The organism is Polyangium spumosum, assembly GCF_009649845.1.
Classification (GTDB): Bacteria; Myxococcota_A; Polyangia; order Polyangiales; family Polyangiaceae; genus Polyangium; species Polyangium spumosum.
Window position 1 is genome coordinate 330,084 of sequence record NZ_WJIE01000006.1, and the last position, 19,536, is coordinate 349,619.

The 19,536-nt window shown below is 65.1% G+C and carries 18 protein-coding genes; 7 read left to right on the top strand and 11 right to left on the bottom strand.

Annotated features, from left to right (window positions below; all coding sequences use genetic code 11):
- Positions 1 to 121: 121 nt before the first annotated feature.
- Positions 122 to 838: a hypothetical protein gene (locus tag GF068_RS22355; protein WP_153821466.1), complete on the bottom strand. Its 717-nt coding sequence runs from the start codon at positions 836 to 838 to the stop codon at positions 122 to 124.
- Between the two features lie 342 nt (positions 839 to 1,180).
- Positions 1,181 to 1,432, bottom strand: a complete 252-nt coding sequence (locus GF068_RS45280) for a hypothetical protein (protein WP_240807196.1) — start codon at positions 1,430 to 1,432, stop codon at positions 1,181 to 1,183.
- Between GF068_RS45280 and GF068_RS47400 the strand changes: the two genes are divergently transcribed.
- The 5 genes from GF068_RS47400 to GF068_RS22380 all read left to right on the top strand — a co-directional run bounded on the left by GF068_RS47400 (position 1,352) and on the right by GF068_RS22380 (position 5,228).
- A complete protein-coding gene (locus GF068_RS47400) occupies positions 1,352 to 1,738 on the top strand; it encodes a helix-turn-helix domain-containing protein (protein ID WP_420814129.1) in 387 nt (128 codons plus the stop codon). The genes GF068_RS45280 and GF068_RS47400 overlap by 81 nt on opposite strands.
- Before the next feature lie 5 nt (positions 1,739 to 1,743).
- Entirely contained in the window at positions 1,744 to 2,592 is an 849-nt protein-coding gene (locus GF068_RS22365) for a tyrosine-type recombinase/integrase (RefSeq protein ID WP_420814130.1), read from the top strand.
- Between the two features lie 335 nt (positions 2,593 to 2,927).
- Positions 2,928 to 3,686, top strand: coding sequence for a TIGR04255 family protein (locus GF068_RS22370; RefSeq protein WP_338046548.1), 759 nt, complete (start codon positions 2,928 to 2,930; stop codon positions 3,684 to 3,686).
- Positions 3,683 to 4,360, top strand: coding sequence for a hypothetical protein (locus tag GF068_RS22375; protein ID WP_153821470.1), 678 nt, complete (start codon positions 3,683 to 3,685; stop codon positions 4,358 to 4,360). Before GF068_RS22370 ends, GF068_RS22375 begins: the two co-directional genes overlap by 4 nt.
- 4 nt (positions 4,361 to 4,364) lie before the next feature.
- Positions 4,365 to 5,228, top strand: a complete 864-nt coding sequence (locus GF068_RS22380; RefSeq protein ID WP_206079516.1) for a hypothetical protein — start codon at positions 4,365 to 4,367, stop codon at positions 5,226 to 5,228.
- Between the two features lie 709 nt (positions 5,229 to 5,937).
- Here the strand turns inward: GF068_RS22380 and GF068_RS22385 are convergent.
- From GF068_RS22385 to GF068_RS22400, 4 genes are all read right to left on the bottom strand, one after another.
- The gene (locus tag GF068_RS22385) at positions 5,938 to 6,297 is read right to left on the bottom strand and encodes a hypothetical protein (protein ID WP_153821471.1); all 360 of its coding nucleotides are present in this window, start codon (positions 6,295 to 6,297) and stop codon (positions 5,938 to 5,940) included.
- A gap of 38 nt (positions 6,298 to 6,335) precedes the next feature.
- On the bottom strand, positions 6,336 to 7,328 hold the full coding sequence (locus GF068_RS22390) for a hypothetical protein (protein ID WP_153821472.1): 993 nt from the start codon (positions 7,326 to 7,328) through the stop codon (positions 6,336 to 6,338).
- Positions 7,329 to 7,345: 17 nt separating this feature from the next.
- Complete coding sequence (locus GF068_RS22395; RefSeq protein WP_153821473.1) at positions 7,346 to 7,693, bottom strand: hypothetical protein; 348 nt, start codon at positions 7,691 to 7,693, stop codon at positions 7,346 to 7,348.
- Positions 7,694 to 8,190: 497 nt separating this feature from the next.
- Positions 8,191 to 8,505 carry a hypothetical protein gene (locus GF068_RS22400; RefSeq protein WP_153821474.1) on the bottom strand — a complete coding sequence of 105 codons (315 nt, stop codon included), beginning with the start codon at positions 8,503 to 8,505 and terminating at the stop codon, positions 8,191 to 8,193.
- A gap of 334 nt (positions 8,506 to 8,839) precedes the next feature.
- On the opposite strand from GF068_RS22400, the gene GF068_RS22405 reads away from it, so the two are divergent.
- Together GF068_RS22405 and GF068_RS22410 are read left to right on the top strand one after the other, a co-directional pair.
- Positions 8,840 to 9,316: an SNIPE associated domain-containing protein gene (locus GF068_RS22405; protein WP_170319612.1), complete on the top strand. Its 477-nt coding sequence runs from the start codon at positions 8,840 to 8,842 to the stop codon at positions 9,314 to 9,316.
- Positions 9,317 to 9,547: 231 nt separating this feature from the next.
- Positions 9,548 to 11,287 (top strand): AAA family ATPase, encoded by a 1,740-nt coding sequence (locus tag GF068_RS22410; protein ID WP_153821476.1) that lies wholly within the window; start codon positions 9,548 to 9,550, stop codon positions 11,285 to 11,287.
- Positions 11,288 to 11,636: 349 nt separating this feature from the next.
- Here the strand turns inward: GF068_RS22410 and GF068_RS22415 are convergent, their stop codons facing one another.
- The 5 genes from GF068_RS22415 to GF068_RS22435 all read right to left on the bottom strand — a co-directional run bounded on the left by GF068_RS22415 (position 11,637) and on the right by GF068_RS22435 (position 19,506).
- The gene (locus GF068_RS22415) at positions 11,637 to 12,536 is read right to left on the bottom strand and encodes a class I SAM-dependent methyltransferase (RefSeq protein ID WP_153821477.1); all 900 of its coding nucleotides are present in this window, start codon (positions 12,534 to 12,536) and stop codon (positions 11,637 to 11,639) included.
- 22 nt (positions 12,537 to 12,558) lie between these two features.
- On the bottom strand, positions 12,559 to 14,193 hold the full coding sequence (locus tag GF068_RS22420) for a hypothetical protein (RefSeq protein WP_170319613.1): 1,635 nt from the start codon (positions 14,191 to 14,193) through the stop codon (positions 12,559 to 12,561).
- 1 nt (position 14,194) lies between these two features.
- Positions 14,195 to 16,420 carry a PhoX family protein gene (locus GF068_RS22425; RefSeq protein WP_170319614.1) on the bottom strand — a complete coding sequence of 742 codons (2,226 nt, stop codon included), beginning with the start codon at positions 16,418 to 16,420 and terminating at the stop codon, positions 14,195 to 14,197.
- Positions 16,421 to 16,547: 127 nt separating this feature from the next.
- Entirely contained in the window at positions 16,548 to 17,834 is a 1,287-nt protein-coding gene (locus GF068_RS22430) for a TolB family protein (RefSeq protein ID WP_153821479.1), read from the bottom strand.
- 52 nt (positions 17,835 to 17,886) lie between these two features.
- On the bottom strand, positions 17,887 to 19,506 hold the full coding sequence (locus GF068_RS22435) for a golvesin C-terminal-like domain-containing protein (RefSeq protein WP_240807198.1): 1,620 nt from the start codon (positions 19,504 to 19,506) through the stop codon (positions 17,887 to 17,889).
- Between the last annotated feature and the right edge of the window lie 30 nt (positions 19,507 to 19,536).

Below are 19,536 nucleotides of genomic sequence, written 5' to 3' on the forward strand. Positions count from 1 at the left end.
GCGTTCCACGGTGGCGTGCTGGGGTGTCGAGTTCGTGTTGAGCGAGTGCGCTTCATGCGCGCAGGATGCGGGCATGCGGGCGCCACCCCTGCGTACGGCTGAGACCCCAGGGGGTGTCAGCTCAGGCCGGGTTCGACGTGTCGCTACGACGCACGCCGCCTTTCCGCGACGTCTCCCACTCCTCGACTAACTTTGGGCTGAAGCTGTTCTTCAAGCTCTTCGTGCTCGCGCCGAAGACGTACAGGACCGCGCGCGCCACCTGGACCACCGTGGCGTTACCCAACTTCATGAGCCTGCGGATGGCACGTGCCAGACGCCTGCGATCTTCGACGATACGCATGTAAACCGCCGGACGCATGAGGAGCTTCGCGAACGCCGCGTTCGTGACGAGCGGGAAGAGGATGCGCAGGGCGATCTTCTTGGCGCGTTTGCCGGCCTCATCGTTCGGGGTCTTGGTCGCCAGGGCCTCATCGAGAAGACGCGGCTCGAACTTGCCGTCCGTTTCCCGTTCGTCCGGGTGCACGCGACCTTCGAGCGCATCGGCGACAACGTCGAGAAAGACCCGCTTGCTGCCCTTCAGGCTGTACTTCGCATCCAGGTCGTAGTGCGTCGACGGCAGCAGGGGGACGTCGTCGGACGCCAGTTCTTTCATCACCATCAGAGCTCCGCGCTCGAGGACGCGGACCGCTTCCGCGACGGCCTTCCTGGGGGGATCAGCCGTCCGCTCGCGTGCCATGGCGATCATCGCCCCCGTGACGTTGACCATCGTCAGGAACGTCGGGCGGAGGTCGACGCCGACGTAGCTCGAGCTTTCGTTGAGCACGTTCAAGAGCTTCACGAGCTGCTCGAGGACACGCCGCTGAGCCGCCGCGCTGCGGTGCTCCTCGGGCAAGAACGAGAGGGGCTCGTCGGGGTCTCGGATGAGCCGCGCGAGGTCGTCCGGGCCAGGTGAGGATGCTCTGGTCGCTTCTGGGGCGCTGCTTCGAGCCCTGCTCTTGCGGGTGGAAGACGCCGCGCGCGGCGGTCGACTGCGTGATGCCATCGGTCGAGACAGAGCTCCCGTGAAACCTGCGGAGCGCTGAGACCCCCACCCCTATCAGCGCTATCGCGAGGATGTAGCAAGGGTGCGGCATCGTGGGCGTCACGCAAGGGCACCACCATGCAAGGCCGTACGTCTCGTTCAGATCTTCTCGTCGATGCCGAAGAACCGGCGCGCGGCGAACACGTGCAGTGCGTGGATGCGGACGAGCCCACCGACAAAACGAGAGGCTACGGCGGGCATAAGAACAGCGAGGAATCCGGCCATCCCGTGCATCAAGCGCACGACCTGAAGGGCACGGAGCTCCTCTCGGTGGAGGAGGTCGCGCGCACGTTGCGCGTCACCACGAAGACGGTTCGCCGCTGGATCAAGGCGGGTCTGCTCGTCGCCCACCGGATCGGATCGAAGGTCGTGCGCGTCGACGCCTCGAGCGTGACGCGTCTGATCGAGGCGTCGCGCATTGGCGCCTCCCCTGGGGATCAAACATGGCAGGGAGGAAGCGAAAGAAGTACATCCGCGGAGCCCCACACCTCTTCCGGCAGCGCGGAAAGGCCAAGATCTGGTCCGCGCTCTTCGACGGCCGCGAGGTCTCGCTCGGCACCGCCGACACCGTCGAGGCCCAGCGTCGACTCCTCGAGCTGGCCGAAGAACGCAAGCGAGCTGCGCGAGCACCTGCGGCGCCTCCGCCGCCCCTCCTGAGCGAGCTGGCGGCGCGCTACGCGGAGCACCTCGTGCCGCCGAGGGTCACGAGGAAGACGGCCGCGAGCTACGCGAACCGCGTGACGATGTGGGTCGAGTGGTGCGAGAAGCGCGGCGTGACGAGGGCGGATCAGATCGACTTCAAGCTGATGTCCGCCTACGTCCGCGCCCGGAGCGAGAAGGTCAAGGCGCGCACGGTGAACCGGGATCTGCTCCCGGTGCGCCGCATGTTCGCGTTCGCGAAGCGCGAGGGGCTCATGACGACAAACCCCTTCCGCGGCGAGGACTTCGGCGAGCTCAAGCTCAAAGAGCCGCAGCCGAGGCCCAACGCGATCACGCTCGCTCCCGAGCAGGTCGAGGCCGTCGTGCGCACGGCACGTGAGCTTCTGCCTGGGGGGCATGCGTCGCTGATCGGGCTTGTCGCGGGGAGCGGCGTGCGGATCGATGAGGCGCGTCACCTCGACGAGAAGGACGTCGAGATCGTCGATGAACGTCGCGGGTACTTGCACGTCACGCCGAAGGAGGGCTGGCAGCCGAAGAACTACCGCTGCCGGCGCGTGCCGGTCTCGAGGGCGACTTGCGCGGCGGCGCTTGAGTTCATCCGCACGCGGTCGATGGTCCGCCTCGACGACAAGGCGACCTGGGACGCGATCCTAAAGGTGCGCACGCACCTGGGACTGCCGAAGTTCTCGATGCACGACCTGCGACGGGCCTGGGCGAGCGCCCTCCACGCGAAGGGGGCGCCGCTCAAGCTCGTCTCGGTGCTGCTCGGGCACTCGGGGATCCACGTGACCGAGCGGTACATCAGGGTGTTCGCGACGGAGTCGACGGGGCACGAGTACTTGTCGAGGTGAGGCCGGGAGGCGGACCGTCCAGCCGCCTCCCGGGATGTCCATCATCTGACTCTTCCCCTCTCGCTACGAGATGCACGGTGGACGCGACCGCCTGGGGGCAGCGTTCGGAACATGCGGGCGGTGGCAGCAGCCAGAAGAGATGTGGGTGCTAGGGCGCTCTGGTGCGATCGTTCCCCACTTGCCGATTCTAAATCGGCAGGATCGGCCGCCGAAGCGCCCTCTGAGCATCGCAGCTGAGATTAGTTCACACCCTACTTCACAGGTTGATCAGGGTGCACTAAGTTTACTTCGTGACCTCAAGGCTCAGCCCGTTCCGCTCGCCTCAACCCCCTGAGGTGCACCTCGAGCGACCTCCGCTCGTGCAGGTCATCGCGCAGGTGCGCTTTCCTCCCATCCTCGCACTGGGCCGCCAAGAGTCGGTTGCGCCCTTTCAGGAGGCGATCAGGCGGCGTTATCCGATCCTGCGACCAGAGTCAGTTCCTGAGCGCCTGCTTCTTGGAGTTGACGGGCCTGTCGTTCAGCCGAGCACGATGCTCTGGCGATTCCACGACAAAGATGACGTTTGGCGCGTAGCGCTTACGACCAACTCTATCTCGCTCCAGGCGAACAAATACAGTAGCCGAGCAGACTTCTTTGAGCGATTACATCAATTGCTCGATGAACTTGTGAGAGTCACCGATCCGGTTGCAGCCGGCTATGAGCGGTTTGGCATTCGCTATGTCAACCGCGTGCGCCATCCGGAACTGGAGCACCTCTCGCGGATGGTTCAGCCTGAAGTTCTGGGAGTGGCCAATATCGGATTCGGCCCAGAGCTAATTTTTTCCGTTTGTGAAAGCAGCTTTGCCGTCGACGATGCCCAGCTACGAGCTCGCTGGGGTCTGCTTCCCCCTCGCGCGACAACAGATCCGACCGCGATCCGAGAAATCGATGAGTCATCATGGATTCTTGATCTGGACATGTTTGTGGAGAAACAGCCGGAATTCGATGCGTCGGTTGTGGTGGAGCGAGGCCAGCGTTTTGCCGAGACCATATACGCGTTTTTCCGCTGGTGCGTGACGGACGAATTTTTGCGGACCTACGGGGGCCAAGTATGATGCTTCTGGAGCACACTAATCCGATTGATGCTATGCCTACCGGCGCGGGCATCGGCGCTCGTGCGATGAAACAGGTGTTTGTTATCGTCGCAGCGGGGGCACTCACGATGCCGGGAACTGGTACGATATTGGCCGAGAAGGTTGCAGGATTGTCCCCTATGTGGACTGAAGAGTGGACGCGCGGCAGCCTGCCCACCGATGCGCACGCTCGCGAAGCGACCGAGGAGGACCAAGCGGCGCTGGTCATGGAACTGCGTCGACGGACCGGACTCACTTGGGAGAAGCTGGGGGATCTGTTTGGGGTTGATCGTCGGTCGGTGCACTTTTGGGCGAGTGGTCGAGCAATGAATGCCACCAATCGTGAAAAATTGGGACGCATACTGGCGCTTGTACGGCGGCTTCCTGCAGATAGCCAGGCGACCCGCGCCTGGCTGCTTTCGCCGGACAATAACGCCCGCTTGCCTTTCGACCTCCTGCGTGACGGGCAATACGACGAGTTTGTGCTTTCTGGCGCCTCTCCCATCAAGCCCTTCGAGCGACCCAAGGTTTCGCCAGAGGTTCTGCGTGCACGTGCACCGCGCCCCCCGGAGGAACTCGTGGGAGCTCTTCACGACAGCGTGCACCGCGAAAGCAGCAAACTCCGCGCCGCAATTCCCTTGAAGAAGCGCTCCTGAGCCCGTGGACCGCCTCACCCCCGAAGATCCTGAAGTCGCCCGCATTGACAATGCGCTTGCGGAGTGGCGGCAGGGAGATGTCGTGCGTGGCCCCGTGGACTTCATCCACATGGGGGATCCAGCTCGTCCCCTGACCAAGCTTGCTGGAGAGGCGCAGGGAGATGGCCCAACGGTTCTCGTAGGGGAAGAGATCGGGCTCGTGGTGCTCACGCAGACGTGCGATCTCGTGCGGACCTGCGTCGATCGCCCCTTCGTAGAGGTCGCGCCAATCGTTGAGGTCGACGAGAGTAAGCTGCCACAGATCGAGCGAGGTTACCTCCTGAAGTATGCACACATTCCGGCCCTTCAGGAGGAACGACTGGTCGCAGATCTTGATCGCGTCATGACGATCGAGAAGTCCATCATCTCTGACTGGGTGCGCATTCCTGGATGCCGCAACGATGCTGAAACTCGAGCATTCGCCGAAGCGTTGAGGCGCAAGCGTGGTCGCTTCGCCTTTCCCGATGACTTCGTGGAAGCATCGCAGGCTCTGCAGAAGCGCCTCAAGGACAAGCATGATAAGGGATCTGAGGAAGGGCAAGCTCTCCGCGCATTACGCGAGATCAGGGTGACTGCCGCACCGTCTTGGAATGAAGACCAGGTCCGGCTGACCTTCTGGTTTATCAGGAATCCAGATCAGCACAACTTTGCAGGAAAGCCGTGGGACGAGTACTTGCAGCGTTGGCTCGCGCTGTTTCAGAAGACCGATCGTCTCGTGGAGGCGGAGGGCCTCGTCGTCACTCTCGCCGACATGAGCGCTCAGGACTACGTGGAGAGCGACCCGCTCGACCTTGACCACTTGTCCTTGAGAGGACAGCGTGCTGGCTGAATCTCGGCAGCATCTCGGCACGGCACCCCCCGCGGCGGTTTCCACCCATCCCCAACCCCGCGACATCCTTCATCTTCCGCCTCCGTGCCGACATCCCAGCAACGTCTTTGAAAACCGCCGTACCCGGAAGGGTACCAGGGGTTCGAATCCCTTCTCCTCCGCTGATTTTCGGAGTGATCTTGGGTAGTTGATGCGGTCGCCGGGGTGGCCAGGAGTGGACAGGCGCGGACGGGGCTGGAGGCGGGTTCTGGCGAATTTCTGGCAAGCGGGAGGGCGCTCAGGGGTGCGTCCGCGTGCGGATGCGCGTCGTGTGGTGGTAGGGTGCGTGGCTTCAGGATGAGATCATCTTCTCGAGCCACGCTGGGAGATGTCGTGTCGTGATAGGAACGAAGGGAGTGTTCCGCGGGAAGTTAAGTCCGAGTGTTTGGTGCGACAAATAGGCCGCCGCCCAAGCCGGGCCCCCCGGCGCCATCATTGCCGTCTGCGCCACCTCGTCCAGCCGCGCCCATACGGCCATCGCTCCCGCCAGCCGGACATGCTCCGTTCTCGCTGGAGCCGCTGGGCGAGCAGCAAATAAATCGCATGATACGCGCCGCTTGCTGGCCAGCGTGATCGAGCGACGATCCCGCAGATAGCGAGGCGCTTATAACCTCTTGGTTCAAGCGCACGATGGCGGCGAGAAGCGCCACGGACTGAGAGCCATGCCTCCTCAGTTCAGATCGAAATAGACCTCGAATACGCTTTGGTCCCGCGACGAGCGAATGTAGAGCTCCTCGAAGAGCCCATATCCCTGGATACAGATGAAGGGACGCTCGCCGTTATCTCGGGACATGAACTCTTCGCGTAACAGTGGGCGAGTGCAAAAAAATAGCCCCTCGAAGTTCCCCTTCCAGCCGACGTGCTTCTTGAGCAGCAAGCATCGACGTCCGTCTGGCAGGTGTGCAGCGTAAATCTTGCCATTGTGGCTCAAGCCCACGAGTGAATCTGGTAGCCCGATCTCGTGCACTCGGCCTTGCTCGAGATCTTGCCTCGAAATCCACTCCACCACCCGTTTCAGCGCCTCTTCCATGACACCCTCCTTCACGTCAACGAATGATCTGTGCGTGCTCAGAAGACCCCAGGGGCGGGTTCTGCGCGATCTCCTCCTGATGAATTCAGCCAATGCCAGTTGACATCGAACGAGCCGCCGCTGTAAGTCTGGGGGCAGGCCGGATTACAGTTCGGCCGATCACCTGCGGGAGCTGCCACGGACGGCCAGCCGTCGTACCCCGCGCGCGCCCATTGCTGGCTCGCTTCATAGTTGCCTGCTGCCCCCCGCCCCGGGAGCGGGCCCTTGTAGGCGAGGATCATGCCGTACATGGCGGCAGGTGAATATTGCATCGCGATCTTTATGTAGGTATCGCTCGTCCACACCGAGCTCGCTGCTTTTCCCATGTAGTACGAAGAGCAGAGTTGGCACATGACGCCGAAGATCACGTAATTAACCGAGCCGGCATAATAACACTGATCGCCGACCTGCACCGTGTTTTGGCAGGGAGGAGCCGAGCAGGCCGGTCTATACCTAGCGATCCAACCCTGGTTATGCAGTTCGACGATGTCCCACGCGACGGAGGCCATGCTCTGCCCGTTGCCATTGTCCTGAAGCGAATTCAGTGCGGCGCAAGCCCCCCATTTCCTATTGTCGTCCCAGCTGGCGAACTGGCTCCTCGTCTTATTAATCGCGGCGATGACCTGCTCGGTCACGTCGGGGCCGCAAAAGGTCGTGGAGCACATGGCCGTGGCGGGATTGCCTTTGGTCTTGTTTTCCTTGGCCGACGCGCGCTTGAATCGCTTCAGCGCCGCAAGCTGGAGGAGCGTTCGCCTTAGCTCGGCCTCGGTCGCGAAGTGGATCTCCCTGGGAGGCGTCCAGATCTCGCGCGCAGGTATGAGGAGGGAAGGGGCATCCGCAAAAAACCACATCCCGCGAAGGAGCCGATCCGCGTGGCGCTCACTGCTGCCTTTCAGTGTGGCGAGGAGCTCGCGATACCTCTCGTCGTTTCGTTCGTCCTGCCACAACCATTGGACACGAGGCGCCCGCGGGGCCGACTCTTTACGTTGCATGCAGTCGCACATGGTGCTTACCCCTCCCCTGACGTGCAGGCGTATATGTAAGCCATTTTCGTCGTCGCATCCACGTACGCATTTCGGAGAATTTCCGTGGAGAAAGGGCAATTGCCATCTCGATCGAAATCTCGTCCGAGGTGAACCATGGCTCCAATGTAAAGTGAGACGTTATAATCAGAGCGAATATCATAGGCCGCCGCGCGCTCGATTCCGAGTCGAATGAGCCGGCGCAGCTCGTCCTCGCTGACCGACGCGAGTGCAGCATGGAAATGCTCTCGCAGCCGCCGTGCAGTACGCGCCTCGAAGTCCAGTGCGGCAAGCCTCTCGAACGCAGCCATCTGATGTTTCTTGATCTGGATCATGTGTGGCCTAGTGATTGGTGTGAGTACAGTAACTATATGAGCGCCATCCGGTTCCGGAAGGCGAAATCCTATTCTGCGTAAAGCAACCCACCACAGGAAAGGGCCCTCCGAGGAGCACGGTGGGCCCGGCCCGCCGGTTCTACAGTTGAATAGAACTGCGGTGATGGGAGTTTTTCGAGGTCCGCAGGCGCCTCGGGGCGGAACGCAGTGGACGACGAGGGCGTCGGTAGCTGCGTGCGACAAGGAGAGCTCCATGACCATCGCGGCCCTGCTCTCGCCACCCTGCGCCGAGACCAACCTTAATCCCGCGAAGTAGGCCGAGGCTTGCGACCGAGATGTGAGCGCAGAGAGGTTCAGGCTGTAGCTTTTTCAGAAGCGAGTTGCGCATGGGACGGCGAGTTTACTGGGGGGGCACACCGATCGCCACTACGCCTTTGTCGCAGAGGACGCAACCCTTCACGAAGCTTCTCCGGGTAGGATGTTGGATCGGCATCTGATCATCGGCAGAGGGGAGCCCCGTGGAGATTCTTCTCGTTGTCCTCCTGCTCGGCGCGCTCGCGGCCGTAGGGTTCTTCGCGTCGAAGGCGAAGAAGGCCGACGACGCGCTTCGGCAAGCGAACCAGGCGAACGCCGGTCTCGGCCAGCAGATCGCGAGCTTGCAGAAGCAGGTGAAGCGCCTGAGCCGCTACCAGACGGTCATCGACGCGGAAGAAGCTGCGGCTGCCATCCGCACGAAGGCAGAGACGTGGGCAGCGGAGGCACGAGCGCAAGCCGAAGCGGCGGCGACGCAGATGAAGACCGAAGCTCGGCACGAGGCGGATCGTCTCGTCGCAGAAGCAAAGACGACCAACGCGCAGGCACGTTCGTCAGCGCAAGCAACCGCGGCGCAGGCGTCGGCCGATGCTACGCGCATCATCGTCGAGGCCAACCGGCGCGCAGAGGAGATCGCTGCCGGTGCCCTCGAAGCCATGCGCGACTCGAAGCGCCTCGAGCAGACCGTGCGGGCGATGAAGAACGTCATCGAGGGGTACCGCGACCGCTACGTGATGCCCACCGCTGGACTACTCGATGCTCTCGCCGAGGAGTTCGGGTTCGCGGAGGCTGTGCAGCGGCTCAAGGCAGCGCGCGAGTGCGACGTGCGACTACGTGAAGGCGAACCGGCGCACGACCGCCATCGAGTTCGTGCTCGACGCCTTCAATGGCAAAATCGACGCGACCCTCGCCGAGTTGCGGCACGGCAACCACGGCACCCTGCAGCAGAAGATCCGCGATGCCTTCACGCTCGTGAACCACAACGGACGCACGTTCCGCGGCGCCCGGATCCTGCCCGAGTACTTGGAGGCGTGGCTCGAGGAGCTGCGCTGGGCCGTCGTCGCGCAGGAGCTGAAGCTCGAGGAGCGTGAAGAGCAGAGGCTCATCAAGGAGCAGATCCGCGAGGAAGAGCGAGCGCAGCGCGAGTTCGAGAAGGTGTTGAAGGAGGCCGAGAAGGAGCAGGAGACGATCCGCAAGGCGATGGAGAAGGCGCGGCGTGACGTCGACAAGGCGAGCGCGGAAGAGCGCGCGAAGTACGAGGAGAAGCTGCACGAGCTGTCCGAGAAGCTCCGCGTCGCCGAGGAGACGTGAACAAAAGCGACGTGCGGGCTGAACGGCAGAGCGTTCCCCCCTTGAGTTTGACCGCGGACCGGCGTACATGGCAAACGGATCTGGAGACAAACCCGCCAGGAGCACGACCCATGGCGAAATTCTGCCGGAAATCGCTCACCTTCTGGGTGTGTGAAGAAATATACGGTTTTTCCGTTGCCCGTCGGCGAACTTCCGTGGTTCGTCGGGGCACGAGCGTGCCTGGAGGTGCCCATGCGACCGCTTGATGTCCCCATCGGGGTTTCGGACTTCAAGGCGCTGCGCGAGGGAGGCAAGTACTACGTCGACAAGACGGAGTTCATCAGCGATGTCCTCCGGGCGCCGCCGCAGGTGCTGCTGTTCCCTCGACCGAGGCGGTTCGGCAAATCGCTGAACATGTCGATGCTCAAGTACTTCCTCGAGCGGAGCTCGGAGGACCGGAGGCCGCTGTTCGAGGGGCTCGCGGTGATGCGCGACCAGGACAACCTCGCTCATTTCCAGCAATACCCGGTCATCTACACGCGCCTCGGGACCGTGTGGGCCGGCGATCGCGTGGAGGCCAGGGAGACGCTCCGCGAGGAGGTGCGTCGGATCTACGAACCGCATGCCTATCTCCTGACGGAGGGAGCCCTCACGCCGCACGAGCGAGCGCGTTTTCTGGAGATCTTCGAACGTCGGGCAGACGAGGCACTCCTGGGCTCGGCGCTGGATGATTTGTCCCGGTTCCTGCACAGGTACCATGGCAAGCGCGTGGTCATCCTCGTGGATGAATACGATGCGCCGCTGCACCTGTCCCAGGTGCACAAATCGTTCGCCGAGACCGTCGAGCTGATTCGTAAGTTCCTTCATTCTGGCATCAAGGACAACCCCCACCTGTTCAAAGGCGTCCTGACAGGCATCCTTCGGGTCTCCAACGAGAGCATCTTCTCGGGCCTCAATAACGTCGTGACATATTCGATCCTTCGTTCGGAGTGCGCGACTTCGTTCGGGTTCACGGAGGAGGAGACGAAGAAGATCCTCCGCGACGCCGATGGGCATGATCAGTTCGAACGCGTGCGAATCTGGTATCAGGGGTATTTGTTTGGCGAGCAGTCGATCTTCAATCCATGGTCGGTGCTGAACTTCGTGCACCAGAGCGACGTGCGGTTTCTCAACTACTGGGCGAGGGAGAGCCCGAGCGACTTCTCCGAAGAGCTGATCGCCAGGTGGTTCACCCAGTGTTACGAGGACTTCGAGAAGCTTTTGCGCGAAGAGGTCATCGAGAAACCCATCCAGGACCATATCGCGCTGCGGGACGCGACGAACCACCAAGAAACGGTGTGGAGCATCCTGGTGATGACCGGCTACCTGCGGGCCGAGGCTGTCGACCAGCGCGAGGAAGACGAAGATGGCGAGCCCCTCTGCAAGCTGTCCTTCCCGAACCGAGAGGTCAGGGGTAGGTTCACGCGCATCTTCAAGCGATGGATGGAGGCTGGCATCGGTGGCAAGCCGGGGCTCGCCGAGCTCGAGCTCTCCCTTCTCGAGGGGAATGCGGAGCGGCTCGCCGTCCTCCTGGAGGGCTTCCTGCTCAAGCTATCGAGCTACGACCGCGCGCCGAAAGACGTCGAAGCGCACTACCACGTGTTTCTCATGGGAATGCTCGTCACCCTGGAAGAGCGCGTTTTCCAGGTAAAATCGAACGGCGAATCCGGGCATGGGCGGTACGACGTGATGCTGATCCCGAAGAGGCCGGGCTTGCCAGGTGTGGTGATGGAGCTCAAGGTGCTGCCGGCGTCGGGGTCCAAGGTCCCCAGCAAGGCAAAGGTCGACGCCGCGTTGGACGCCGCGCTCCTGCAGATCGAGACGCTCGAGTACGCACAGGAACTGCGCGAGCGAGGCGCGAAGCCCATCCATGAGATCGCGGTCGTATTTTCGGGCAAGCGCGCCTGGGTGCGGTCGCGTCGCGCATCACCCAGGCGTTTACCTCCACGTTAGCCGCCTCCAGTGGGAGGACGCCTCGGGGCGGTCGCGTGGGCAACGGATGGGCAACGGGGGCGTGGCCGGCGTGCATGGGCGACGGCGCGTGTACACGAGGCCCCTCGTACCGCCGGCATTCACGTCATGCCGGGTCACTTACCATGGCGAGGATGAGCTTCCCCAGCGCGAGGTCCGGCGGCTCCCCCGGCGTCAGTCGCCATGTGCCGATGCCGAACCGCTAACTCACACCACCCTCCACCCGCACCCTCGTTTTTTGAAAACCGCCGTAGGGGAAACTCGACCAGGGGTTCGAATCCCTTCTTCTCCGCTGATTTTCGCAGGTCATTTCACCGCGCCGATGGGCCCTTCAGGTCTCCACCAACCCCAGATGCTCGTACGCCGCCACCGGCTCCTCCGGCAGACCGATGGGCGCGAGATACTTTTTTCGCAACGCCTCCCCGTCCATTTGCCCGACCAACCGAAATCCTGCAGCCTCCACGAATCCTGCGAGCTCCCGCGGCCGGATCCCCCAACGCATCCGCTCGCCCGCGATTCGCAGCGTCGCTCGGATCGGCCAATCCAGCGTCCCGAGGTGCGGCCGGCCCGCGTCGTCTCCATCCACGTACGAAAATGCCAGGTGGCTCCCGGCCGTCGTGTGCTCGCGTATCGCTCCTAAAAACGCCTTCACGTCCTTCACGTCCAGATACATCAAGAGCCCCTCGGCCACGACCACGCTCCGGGCGTCGCTTCGCCACGGCGTCCCGCGCAATACCTCGCCGAGTGATCGCTTCGACAGATCCGCCGCGCAAATGTGCAGGTTCGTCCTTTCGAACCCGGCTCCACGCACACCTCTTCGCTTTGGCTCCGCCGTCGCCGGCGCGTCCACCTCCACGCACGTCACCTCCGGATGACGCCTCGCGACCATCGCCGCCAGCGGATCGAACCCTGCGCCCACCACAAGGAGCTGCGTCGCTCCCCCGGCGATCGCCTCCTCCACCACGTCTGCCATCCAGCGCTTGCGCAGCCCGAACCACACGAGCTGACCTCGCGCCGTGAAGGCCTCCGCAATCTCGTAGAACCGCTGCGTCCACGGCGCGCGCATCATGTCGATCTGCCGACGTCCGACCGCCCCCGAGGCGCGCAGGATTGCCTCGGCCGCGCTCGCGGCGCCTTCCGGCAAGAGCGGACCGAGTCGGGGCACCGCGTCGATCAGGATCAGGAACCGGGCGATCTTCTTGGCCGTCAGGCTCGGGCGGTCGTGGGGCATGGCGCCCCCGAGCGTAGCACCCTCACCATTCGAGGCGCAGCCGCCCGTCCGTGTAGATTCGACCTGCCGCGCCGAGCGCCGTGGACCCGTTCCTGATCGTCCGGTGCACGTTCGCCGCGGGCCGGACCAGCGCGTCGCGGCCGCGATCGAACGTTTGAGCACGTACGATCACCCGATACGCCTTGTCGAGGGCGAGCGCGCGCTCGCGTGAGGGCAAGAGCAGGAACGCGAGGTCGCGATCGCCGCCGGGCGCCGCGCGCTGCACCTCGGATTCGGCGAGCACGCCGCCGGGGAAGAAGCGCGCGAGCATCTCCTCGTTCGCGCGGAGCTCGTCGCCGCCGCCCACGCGCCGCAGGTACGTGAGCACCTCGGGCTCCGCGTGCCCGAGCTCGGGCACGTCGGGCATGCCGCGCAGGTCTTGCACGCGAAAGCCGTCGCTCCCGGGCACCTTGCGCGCGAAGGCGAACGTCTGATCGACCGTCACCCCCAGGCTCGAATGGCAACCCATGCAGAACCGATGCTCCTCGTCCGTCTGCAAACGGAGCCGCCCCTCCGCGTCCTCGATGAAGCCCTGCAATTGCCAGCCGAACGCATTCCGCAGCCCGCTCGTCGCCGACCCGGTGTAGACGGGCAAGAGCCCCTCGTCCTTCTCGTCCTGCTCCTTTTCGTAGGCCCGCAGGCGCGCCCATCGATCCGGCGCGAGCACCTTGCGTGAGTATCTGAGCTCCTTCATGCGCCGCGCGTGTTGCCCCGGCGCGTCCGGATCGAGGTACCGGACCGAATGCAAGAACTCCACGCCGCGCGGATAGATGCCTCGCTCGAGCGGCTCGCTCGACGCGGCGCCCGCGTACGTGCGTGGCAGGCGCCGCACGCGCGTCACGCCCGCGGAGAGCGCGCCATCTCCGTCGAGATCCTCCCCGAGCAGCCGCTCGTCCACCGGCTCGATCGCGCGCTCGATCCGGTCCGCGGGCGCGTCCGGATCCGCCGTGATCGCGGCCTCGAGCAAGGACAGGTTCAGCCTGTAGATCGCGCGTGACGGCGCGCCGTGTTTGTCCTTCTGGAACGGCTCTGGCAAGCGGATGAAGACGTCGTCCGTGCTCCCGTTCGTGGGCCAGAACGTGCCCGGGAACGGCTTGAATCGCAGGGCGCGGAAGCCGCTCCCGTCGCGCGCGAAGCCCTCGTCGTCGAAGCCGCGATCGAGGTCGAGATCCGGCACGTACCCTTCGTAGCCTCGCGCCTCCGCGAGCGCGCGCCGGAGCGGCGTGTAGTTGTCCTCGCGCACGTAGCGGAGGATCTCTTCGTCCGACGTCTGCGTGATCTGCGCGCTGCGATCGACGAAGAGGTTCTCGTGGTGGTTCTCGAGCGCCGCCTCCGAGAACGCGTATTCCTCCTGCAGGTGCCAGTCTGCGCGTACGTTCGGCCCGTGCGCGCTCGTGTGGCAGACCCAGCACGGGTTCGAGGTGCCGCCCGTCTTCGTGTAACAGAGCGGCGGCACCGAGGCCTCGGGGTTCTTCACGAGCCCCCTCGCCTCGCGGGCGCGCGCGAGCGGGTCGTAGAGGCCCTCGGCGGCCCGCTCCTCGCGTCTTCCACACGCGCCCGTGACGAGGGCCGCGAGGAGCGCAGAGGCGAGCAAGGAGGCGGAGAGGCGCGTCTTCACGTCACTCGCCGTGCGGCCAGGCGCTCCACACGTGCTCGCCCGGGTGCTGCACGCTCACGAAGAGCGTGCGCATGTCCGCGGCGAGCGCCGGACCCGTCGCCTCGGCGTCGCTCGGCATCGCGACGACGCGGAACGCCTTGCCGAACGTCGGCGCCACGACGCCCGGCGCGCCCGGCGCGTGCGCGCGATCGAGGTCGAGGAAGTAGATCGCCTCGGCGGTCCCGTTCGCCGCGAAGTTCCCATCCGTGCCGAACCACACGCCGCCCTCGCGATCGATCACGAGGTTGTCGGGGTTCGCCGCGTCGTACGGGCCCGTGGCCTTCGCGCCGGCCCAGACGCGCAGGAACGTGAACGACGTCGACGACCCCGGGCTCTCGGGGTTCGCCTCCTGCATCACGAACACGTTGCCGATCATGTCGGGCCGCTTCGGCGCGCTGCGCTCGTGCGCTGTCGGATCGATGAGCCTGCCCTCCTGATCGAGCTGCGTCTTGCGCCCGTGGTTCGTGAACGCCACGTAGATCCGCGGCGCGCCGCTCGGATCACGCGGGTTGTACTCCACGTCCTCGGGCCTGTTCAGCTCCATGATCCCGACCTTCGCGCTCGCCGTGAAGAGCGCGCGGCGCACGTCGTCGTCGCGCTCGAAGCCGCCGATGCCGTTGTAGTCGAGGTCCGAGAGCGCCTCGCCCACGGTCTTGCCCGGCTCGCCGAGCGCGGCCGCGTTCGGTGCGATCGCTCCGCTCGTCGTCCCGAACTCGATCCACTGCCCTTGCCCCGGCGCGCTCTCCGTCGGCGCCTCGCCCGTCGCGAGCATCGTCACGCCCGTCGTGTTGTCGAGGCCCGCGAAGTGCGCGACGTAGACCTTCCCCTCGTCGAGGAGCGCGCGCGTCTCGGCCCGCGTCATGCCGGCCCTGTACGGGTTTGTCGAAACGAACTTGTACACCCGGCCGCTGCGCCGGTCGTCGCCCGCGTACATCACGACGGGCTCGTCCGGCAGGAGCTCGAAGCTCGCGTCGACGGCGAACGACGTGTTCTCCCAGCGCGCGCGGCCCATCGCGCCGAGCTTCTTGTGCCCCCTGCCTGCCGCGCTCTTGCCTTCGTACTCGTCGGGGGCCTCTCCCGGATCGATCTCCACGAGATAGCCGTAGAGATCCTTCGCGTGGTGCGTCTCTCGATCCGGCGAGATCCCGAACACGCTCGTCGCGCTCGCCCTCGTGTCGAACCGGATCGGCCCGCCGGGATCGGCGCCCGCGCCGCGGACGAACTTCTGCTCGCTCGTCCAGAAGACCTCCATGTCTCCATAGAAGTCCTGCACGTTCTCCTCCGCGGTGATCACCGTGCCCCACGGGGTTTGTCCGCCCGAACAGTCGCTCATGATGCCGCTCACGACGCCGGGCGGCAGCGCGTGACCTTCATCGTCGCGATCCGCCGCGAGCGGCCGGATCCCCGTGAGCCGCGCGAGGGTCCTGCTCGTCGCGTCGTACCGGACGGCCTCGGCGCCGCGATCGATCTGCCACTTCCGCGAGGCCGGATCCTGCACCACGTGAAACCACGAGCCGCCGACCTGGCGCTTCGCCTCGCGCACGTACGCCGCGAGATCCGCGCTCGGCCACCGGTTCGCCGTCACCTCGTTCGAGAGCACCTTCTCCGCCGCGAGGAACATCGCGAGCGTGAGGTGCTGGCCCGTCGGCGCCGTCGTGGGTGTCGGGAAATCGTTCGAGATCGACTCGTGGTTCACCCAAAGCCACGCCGACGTCCCGCTGCCGCGCCATTGCGGCGGCTCGCCCGGGACCTCGTCCCAGCCGTCGCCGAAGAACGCGATGTAATCGTTATTCGCCCCGAACCGCGGCGCCGCGTGGCTCGTATCGAACGAGAGCGGGTCGAGCCACGACACCACCACGTTCGTGGAGAGCCCCGCGATCGCCCGCACGTCGTCCGTCGCCGCGTTCGCCAGCGGGAACTCGACGCCCTCCGGGAGCGTGCCTCGGGCGACCTGATCCACCCGCGCTCGGACGTATTGCCCGAGGTCCTTCGCGCCCGTGTCGAGCTCGTCCGTGAACGAGAGGGCGACGACGCTCGAGAGTGGCCGCCTGAGCGCCTCGGGCGAGCTCACCCCGGCGTCGTGCCCCTCGCCGCCCACGCATGCGCCGAGCCCGACCGCGATCAGGACACCCGTATTCGCGAGAGCCAGGAAATGACGCCGCTCCCAGTGGCTCGTGATCCGCCTCATCCGCGTTTCCCTCGGGCGGCGCTCCACCGATTGCGGAGCGCGCGCGCCCGAGGATCTTGGCATTGGGCGGATCGCGCACCAGTTGTTTTGCGGATCAGGCTGCCTGCCTTCTCAAGCGACGCGCTCTCTACTTGCCGCCCTTTCCTTTGCGCGGCGGTATCCAGAGCGGGTTCCAGTTCCCGCCGGTCGAGCTCGTCAACTTCGTCATTCCGGTCCCGTCTTCACGCACGATCCATATCTGTTGCTCCGACCCGCGCGTCACGGTCACGGCCAGGTATCGCCCGTCCGGCGACCAGGCGGGCTCGTTCACCTGCCCTGCGCCGCCGGGCCCACGCACGAACGTCTCTTTCCCGTCCTCCATGGTCACGATTCCCACGCGGGACGGCTCGTCGGGCGCGCGCAGCACGTAGGCGATTCGTTTCCCCGTGGGCGACCAGGTCGGCTTGTCCTCCACGATGCGGGGCGCGGGCCGCATCTGCGTCAGGCGCCCTGCCTCGCCGCCGGAGGCGGGCATCAGCCATATTCGATCGGCGCCTTCGCGATCGCTCACGAAGACGAGCCGCTTGCCGTCGGGTGAATACCGCGCGCCCCATTCGTCGCGCTCCGTCTTCGTCAGGCGCGCGGGGTCCTTCCCGTCGGGCCGCATGGTGTAGAGCTCGGCCATGCGGTCACGGCTCGAGAGGAACACGATGGCGTCGCCCTTCGGCGAGAAGGAGGGCTCGAAGTTCCCCTCGGGGTTCTCCGTGAGGCGCCGGAAGCCGCTGCCGTCGACGTTCACCCGGTAGATGTCGGAGAAGTGTGCCGTGGCCACCTTTCCGCCGTCCGATTCGTACACGACGAAACGGCCGTCGGGCGAAAACGTGGGGTGGCGTACGCGACCTGCCAGGGGTCCGAGGGGTTTTGGGGTGTTTCCGTCGAGGGGTTGGAGGAGGAGCTGCTGGGGGCCGTCCTCTCCTTCGACGCGGATCGTGAGGATCGCGGCGCCGTCGGGCGCGGCGGGGCCGTTGTAATCGGCGTGCGGGCTCTTCGTGAGCCGCTCCTCGCCTTTGCCATCCGGCCCGATCACGTAGATCTCGCGGTTTCCGTCGCGCTCCGAGATGAACGCGATTTTCCCCGCGATTTTTTGCCGCTCTTCGGGGGGTATTTCGCCGCCCGGTCCGGACTCCGGCTTCTCCGCCGATGTCGACGGTATTGGTTTGTCCTTGGTTGTCGGGACACCCGGTTTGCCGGTTGTCGGGACAGGTAGTTTTCCCTCATTCGCATCGGCGCCCGCGTCGTTTGTCGGCAATGACGATTGCGACGGCGCCGCGGTATTCGCGTCGTCTTTCTTTTCTTTCGTGCAGGACGTCGCCGCGAGGAGGGCGAGGAGGGCGAGCGAGAGGCGGGAGGAGCGGGAGAGGAAATGGGTCGGCATGCGTTTGGGGAGAGGCCCGCGGCGCGCGAGGCGCCGCGGGCGTCTTGGGGTTTCAGCGGATCTGCACGGCGTCGGCGATGACGTAATAACCCGTCGTCGTCCAGCGCGAGACGGTGACCTTGTTCCAGCCAGCCGAGAAGTTGTACGTCCCGATGAGCTGCCACGAGCCGCCGCCCGTCTGCTGGTTCTTGTTCACCGTACCGAGCTTCGTGCCGCTCGCGTTGAAGATGACGTACGGCGCCGTCGTCGACCGATCCGAGGCCGAGGTCCACCACGCATAGACCTGCTTCGAGGCCGCCGCGGGGAGGTAGAACTCGAACGTCGCGCCGTCGGAGATCGCCTGCGTGGGCGCGGCATAATACCCCGTGCCGTAATACCCGGACACGTTCGTGGACGACTTCCAGTTCGCCGAGGGCGCCACGATCCGCGCCACCGCGCTGTTGTTGTTCGCGTTGTTGCTGTCGACCGTGATGTAGCTGCTGCCGCCGCCACCACCACCACCGACGCAGGTGTTGATGCGGTTCATGTAATCAGCCCAGGGGAAATTGGTGCCCGGGTCGTTCGGCCGGTTCACCGGGTCGGGCTGGTAGTGGCCGATGATGTGCTGGCGGTCGCGGATGATGCCCTGCCGCTTGACGACGTCGCAGGAGAGCTTGGCCGAGGTCGCGATCTGCCCCTCGCTCCACTTGTTCGAGCCCGCGTACGGATACCCGCCGTGCTCGATGCCGACCGAGCGCGGGTTCGTGGGCAGGCCATTCCATTTCGCGCCGACGTGGTGCGCCGTGTTCGTCTCGTCGACGAGCGCGGAGATCTCGCTGCCGCTCTCGTTGACGACGTAATGGGCGCTCGTCTTGTAGGGGTTCGTCGGGTACGCCGTCGTCAGCCAGCCCCAGCAGCCCGAATACGTGCCGGCGCAGGTGTGGATGACGAGCAGCTCCGCCTTGTATCCGCTGCGGCCCGAGGTGTAGTTCGACGAGGGCGCGGGGCGCCACTTGGCGCCGGAGTAAATCGCGCTCGGGGGATCGCCCTTGCCCACGAACTCGGGCATCGGGAATTTCGGCGTCGCCTCGGAGTTCGGCGCCAGGATCTCGTCGATCCCGCTGTCCTCGGGCGCCGCGATGCCCTCGCGCAGGTGACGGTAGACCTCGTCGTGCACGAAATGCGCCTGCGCGTCGAGGCTCGGGTGATTGAAGTAGGCCGCCACGGCCGGCGCCCACGCGCCGATGTCCGCGCGATCGAGGCCGAGCTCCTCCGCGTGCGCGTCGAGCAACGCCGCCGCGGCGCGGATGTTCGCCTCGGGATCGGACTCGACCTCCTCCTCGGTCACGCCCGCGAGGGACGCGCCCTTCGTGATGGCATCGCCGCGCAATGCCATCACGCCGTACGCAGGCGGGACACCGTCGTGCTCCGACGTCTCGCCGGGCACATGATAAAGTTGCGTCTCTGCGTAACCGATCGCGACGAGGAGCGACGCCGGGACGTTGAACTCCTTCGCGGCAGACTCGAAATGCGGCTGATACGGGTGCATACCAGCGGTCGGATTGGCGGCCGCTTCACCGGGGTGTGCCGTGGTATCCACCTCGCCCGTGCCTTCCTCGCCGCCGCAGCCTGAGAGCAGGGCAGAGGCAGAAAGAACAGGCGCGAACATCAGCAAGCAGAGCAGACGTCTCATGGCGTGAACCCTTCTTCGTTTCCGGGGTGG

Excerpts from the sequence above, each read along its gene's own strand:
- GF068_RS22375 (WP_153821470.1), top strand. The coding sequence starts at position 3,683 with ATGATGCTTCTGGAGCACACTAATCCGATTGATGCTATGCCTACCGGC.
- GF068_RS22385 (WP_153821471.1), bottom strand. The coding sequence starts at position 6,297 with ATGGAAGAGGCGCTGAAACGGGTGGTGGAGTGGATTTCGAGGCAAGAT.
- GF068_RS22390 (WP_153821472.1), bottom strand. The coding sequence starts at position 7,328 with ATGCAACGTAAAGAGTCGGCCCCGCGGGCGCCTCGTGTCCAATGGTTG.
- GF068_RS22395 (WP_153821473.1), bottom strand. The coding sequence starts at position 7,693 with ATGATCCAGATCAAGAAACATCAGATGGCTGCGTTCGAGAGGCTTGCC.
- GF068_RS22410 (WP_153821476.1), top strand. The coding sequence starts at position 9,548 with ATGCGACCGCTTGATGTCCCCATCGGGGTTTCGGACTTCAAGGCGCTG.
- GF068_RS22415 (WP_153821477.1), bottom strand. The coding sequence starts at position 12,536 with ATGCCCCACGACCGCCCGAGCCTGACGGCCAAGAAGATCGCCCGGTTC.
- GF068_RS22425 (WP_170319614.1), bottom strand. The coding sequence starts at position 16,420 with ATGAGGCGGATCACGAGCCACTGGGAGCGGCGTCATTTCCTGGCTCTC.
- GF068_RS22430 (WP_153821479.1), bottom strand. The coding sequence starts at position 17,834 with ATGCCGACCCATTTCCTCTCCCGCTCCTCCCGCCTCTCGCTCGCCCTC.
- GF068_RS22435 (WP_240807198.1), bottom strand. The coding sequence starts at position 19,506 with ATGAGACGTCTGCTCTGCTTGCTGATGTTCGCGCCTGTTCTTTCTGCC.